This window comes from Streptomyces sp. NPDC057654 (genome assembly GCF_042800135.1).
Taxonomy (GTDB): Bacteria; Actinomycetota; Actinomycetes; order Streptomycetales; family Streptomycetaceae; genus Streptomyces.
The window spans coordinates 1-4,007 of sequence record NZ_JBHVHQ010000791.1 but is presented as its reverse complement, the minus strand read 5'-3'; the positions used below and the strand labels follow the sequence as shown (position 1 = coordinate 4,007).

The following is a 4,007-nucleotide window of genomic DNA, read 5'->3' as shown; positions in this document are numbered from 1 at the left end:
CGTACCAAGCTGTCCGCCGGTTTCCCGCTGGCCTCGGCCGCGTACTGCGACCTGCTGGAGCGCCCGCACGCCGAGGTGGAGGCGGCGGACGGCGAGATCTCCCTGTCCCTGCGTCCGTTCGAGATCGCGACGCTGCGCCTTGTGAAGGAGTGACCCACTCGATGGAACGCAGAGCGTTCATCGCCATGCTCGGTGCGGCCGGCGTCACCGTCGGCCTCGCCGGGCAGGCGGGCCCGTTCGCCGCGGCGGCTGCCGCGGCGGACGGGCCGCCGGCCCCGGACCGGGCGCCGCACCAGCCGTTCCTGCACGGCTACGACGCGGCGGCCCTCAAGCGGTGGTCGCCCGGGAGCGATCCGCACGCGCGGTATCTGCGCTCGCGGGTGCCACTGGCCGAGCGCATCGCGCCGTTCGCCGCGACCCAGGCGAATCCGAAGCTGTCGACGGCCCCGCAGCTGATGAATCTGTCGTTCGACTACGACAACTCCTTTTTCACCGCGTTCAAATACAACGACACCTTCGCGCGCCGGCTGCTGCGTTTCTGGCAGTACAGCGATCTGTACGGTTCGTGGCACGGCATGCCCATCGCGGGCTCGCCCGTCGACAAACCGGTGCACGGCCTGATCAATCTGCCCAACCCGGCTTATACGGACGCGGCGCACCGCAATGGCGTGCGATCGCTGGGGTGCTGGTTCTGGCCGCGTGACGGCGCGTTCTCGGACTATCTGGAGCAGCGCGCGGACGGGTCGTTCCCGGTGGCGGACAAGCTGATCGAGATGGCGGACTACTTCGGCTTCGACGGTTATTTCATCAACCAGGAAGCCACCATTTCGGAGCGGGACGCGGCCGGGCTGATGAAGATGCTCAAGTATCTCCGGTCGAAGGCCCCCGCCGGATTCCATCTCCAGTGGTACGACACGATCATGGTCAATGGGCGGCTGTCCTACCAGAATCAGCTCAACGACCGGAACGCGCCGTGGATTCAGGACGGCGACACCCCGGTGATGGACAGCCTCTTCGCCAACTACGCGTGGAACGAGGAGCGGGTCGCCACGTCCCGGGACACGGCGAAGAAGCTGGGCCTGGACCCGTACAAGGTCGCGTTCCTCGGCACGGAGAACGAGAAGTACGGCTTCAACCCGCCGTACGACACCCGGCTGATCTTCCCCGAGGGGCAGCCGGCCCGTACGAGCTGGGCGCTGTTCGGCTCGCACTTCGCGTGGGACCGGTACCCGGACCGGGAGAACCCCGACGCGCAGGCGGGCGTCTTCCAGCGCGAGCGGCAGTACTGGTCCGGCCCGAACGAGGACCCGACGCGCACCGGACGCACCGAGTACGTGCCGTGGCCGGACGAGGACGACGGCAAGGGGCGGGACGAGAACAACCCGAGGAAGTGGGACGGCGTCGCCCATTACATGACCGAGCGGTCGGTCATCGGCTCGTTCCCCTTCGTCACCCGCTTCAACACCGGCCACGGGCGCGCCTTCCACGTCGACGGCAAGCGGGTGAGCGGCGCACAGTGGAACAACGCGAGCGTCCAGGACATCCTGCCGACCTGGCAGTTCTGGGCGACGAGTCCGGGCACTCCGCTGAGCGTCGACTACGACTACACCACGGCGTACGACGGCGGCTCCTCCCTGAAGATCTCCGGCGAGCTGGGCCCCGGCAACCCGACGACCGTCCGCCTCTTCAAGACGCGGCTGGCGGTGGGGGGCGGCGAATCGCTGCGTCTCACCTACCGGGTGGGACAGTCCGGGCCGGCGAGCAGCCTGGAGGCCGGGCTGATCTTCGAGGACTCCCCCGAGGAATTCGTCTGGCTGCGGGCTCCCAAGGCGGGCCCGCACGGCTGGCACACCCACGCCTTCCACCTCGGCCGCTTCCGGGGCCGGACGATCGCCGCGATCGGGCTGCGGGTCTCCGCCGCCCACAAGGGCTCGTACGCCGTGAACATCGGCGAGCTGGCGCTGCTCGCGGGCGGGCGGCCCATGCGGGTCGAGCGGCCGACCGGATTCCAGGTCGACGCCGCGCATGTCGCGGGCGGCTCGGCCGAGGTATTCCTGTCCTGGCGGATGGCCGGGTCCGGAGTCTGGTATTACGACGTCTCCCGGCTCGGGGGCGACGGCGGGCATGAGGCGATCGGCCGGATCTACGACGAGGTCTTCTACGTCAAGTCGCTGAAGCGCGCGGGCCGCGAACACTCCACGACGCTCCAGCTCGTGGCGGTCGCCCCGGACGGCACGCGCTCCGCTCCGGCCACGGCCCGACTGTCGTGGGCAGGAGCTAGCGTGAGCGGATGACCACTTACGTAGGGCTGCTGCGCGGCATCAACGTCGGCAAGCACAAGCGGGTGCCGATGGCGACGCTGCGGGAGCTGCTGACGGGAATGGGGTGCGGGTCGGTGCGTACGCACCTCAACAGCGGCAACGCCGTTTTCACGCACCCCACCGCCTCCGGCGCGGACGGCGAGCAGCGGCTCGCGGCCGAGCTGGAGGCGACCATCGCCGGTGAGCTGGGGTTCGCCGTCCCCTGCGTGGTGCGGGAGGGCGGCGACCTGCGGCGCGTCATCGACGATAACCCCTTCGACATGACGGGGCTCGATCCCTCGCGTTTCCTGGTGACCTTCCTGGCCGGGCCGCTGGACGCGGCCCGGCTGGAGGGGCTCGACCCGGCGGCGTACGCGCCGGAGGAGTTCGCCGCGGGGAAGCGCGAGGTGTACTGCCACTTTCCCGACGGCGTGCACAAGGCGAAGCTGCCGCCGCTGCTGAACGACCGGCGCTTCGGTATGACGGCGACGGCCCGCAACTGGAACACGGTGCTGAGACTGGCGGAGCTTGCGGCTACGTGACACACCGTCAGGGCGTCAGATATCAGACCGTCAGTTTCGTTTCCATGCGGCGGTGTTGGCCGCCGCATGGGCGGCGAAGGTTCGAGGCGGGCGGCCGGTGACGCGTTCGACGGTGGGGCTGGTGCGGTCCTCCGCACCCTCGGAAATGGCCCGGTCCATGCCCGCGAGCAGGTCCGCGAATCGCTCCGGGATGCCGGAGGCCGTCAGCCGCTCGCGCATGGCCTCGTAGCCGATGGCGCGGTGACGCACCGACCGGCCCGCGAGGCCGGAGACGGTGGCGGCGACGTCCGCGTAACTGAGCGCCTCGGGGCCGGTGATGAGGTGCGCGGTGTTGTGCGGACGCGCGTCGGTGAGGGCCCGTACGCCGACTTCGGCGATGTCCTCGACGTCGACGAACCCGACGCGGCCGTCGCCGGTGGCCGTCACGATCTCGTCGTCGGCGCGGATGCTGTGGGCGTGGATGTGGTCGCCGGTGAAGTTCTGCATGAACCACGACGGCTGGAGCACGGCCCACTCCGGGAACTCCTCGCGTACGGCCCGGTGCACCGCTCCGAGGCCGAGGCGACTGTCACCGTTGGCGCCGCCCTCGTCGCCTTCGGGGATCGCGGAGGAGCTGAGGAGCACGACGCGGCGCACGCCCAGGCTCCGCGCCGTGCGCAGGAACGGGAGCATCGGCGCCGCCGGGTCCGAGGCGGCGACGGGCGGAACGAGGTAGAGACCCCGCACACCGGCGAGGGCCGGAGCGTGGGTCGAGGCGTCGTCCCAGTCGAAGCGGGCGTGCTCCACGCCGGGGGCCGCCTGCCCCGCCGGGGGCCGTCTGCTCCCGGCGCGCGCACGGTGGCCGAGCCCGGCCAGCCGGGCGGCGACGCGGCGGCCGGTGTTGCCGGTGCCGCCGGTCACCAGGAAGGTGTCATCGGTCGTCTGCATGGTGGGCTCCTGGGAGAAGAGGGGCGCCGCTACGCGGCCGAGGACGGGGCGCCGTTCCAGGGCGCGTCACGGTCGCCCGCGATCTCGGTGGCGGCGAGGGGGTTCCAGTAGTCGCGGTAGCGGGTGATGAGGCCGTTCTTGACGGTGGCGACCACGACGTAGGTCATCTCGTACGGGCGGCCGGTGGCCACGACGCGCCCCTCGGCGCGCATCTCGACGATGATCACCTCGGGGTCCT

Annotated in this window: 5 protein-coding genes; 3 read left to right on the top strand and 2 right to left on the bottom strand. The window is 70.7% G+C overall.

Annotated elements, in window-relative coordinates:
• Positions 1-9: 9 nt before the first annotated feature.
• From ACFU99_RS35940 to ACFU99_RS35930, 3 genes are read left to right on the top strand one after another with little or no spacing between them, the layout of a single operon-like run.
• Positions 10-153 carry a glycosyl hydrolase-related protein gene (locus tag ACFU99_RS35940; RefSeq protein WP_384400510.1) on the top strand — a complete coding sequence of 48 codons (144 nt, stop codon included), beginning with the start codon at positions 10-12 and terminating at the stop codon, positions 151-153.
• An 8-nt stretch (positions 154-161) separates the two neighbouring features.
• The gene (locus ACFU99_RS35935; RefSeq protein WP_384400507.1) at positions 162-2,294 is read left to right on the top strand and encodes a hypothetical protein; all 2,133 of its coding nucleotides are present in this window, start codon (positions 162-164) and stop codon (positions 2,292-2,294) included.
• On the top strand, positions 2,291-2,842 hold the full coding sequence (locus ACFU99_RS35930; protein ID WP_384400504.1) for a DUF1697 domain-containing protein: 552 nt from the start codon (positions 2,291-2,293) through the stop codon (positions 2,840-2,842). Before ACFU99_RS35935 ends, ACFU99_RS35930 begins: the two co-directional genes overlap by 4 nt.
• A 30-nt stretch (positions 2,843-2,872) precedes the next feature.
• On the opposite strand, the gene ACFU99_RS35925 is transcribed toward ACFU99_RS35930, so the two are convergent.
• Positions 2,873-3,769 carry an NmrA family NAD(P)-binding protein gene (locus ACFU99_RS35925; protein ID WP_384400501.1) on the bottom strand — a complete coding sequence of 299 codons (897 nt, stop codon included), beginning with the start codon at positions 3,767-3,769 and terminating at the stop codon, positions 2,873-2,875.
• Positions 3,770-3,798: 29 nt separating this feature from the next.
• A partial coding sequence (locus ACFU99_RS35920) for a nuclear transport factor 2 family protein (protein ID WP_384400498.1) occupies positions 3,799-4,007 on the bottom strand: 209 nt, incomplete at its 5' end.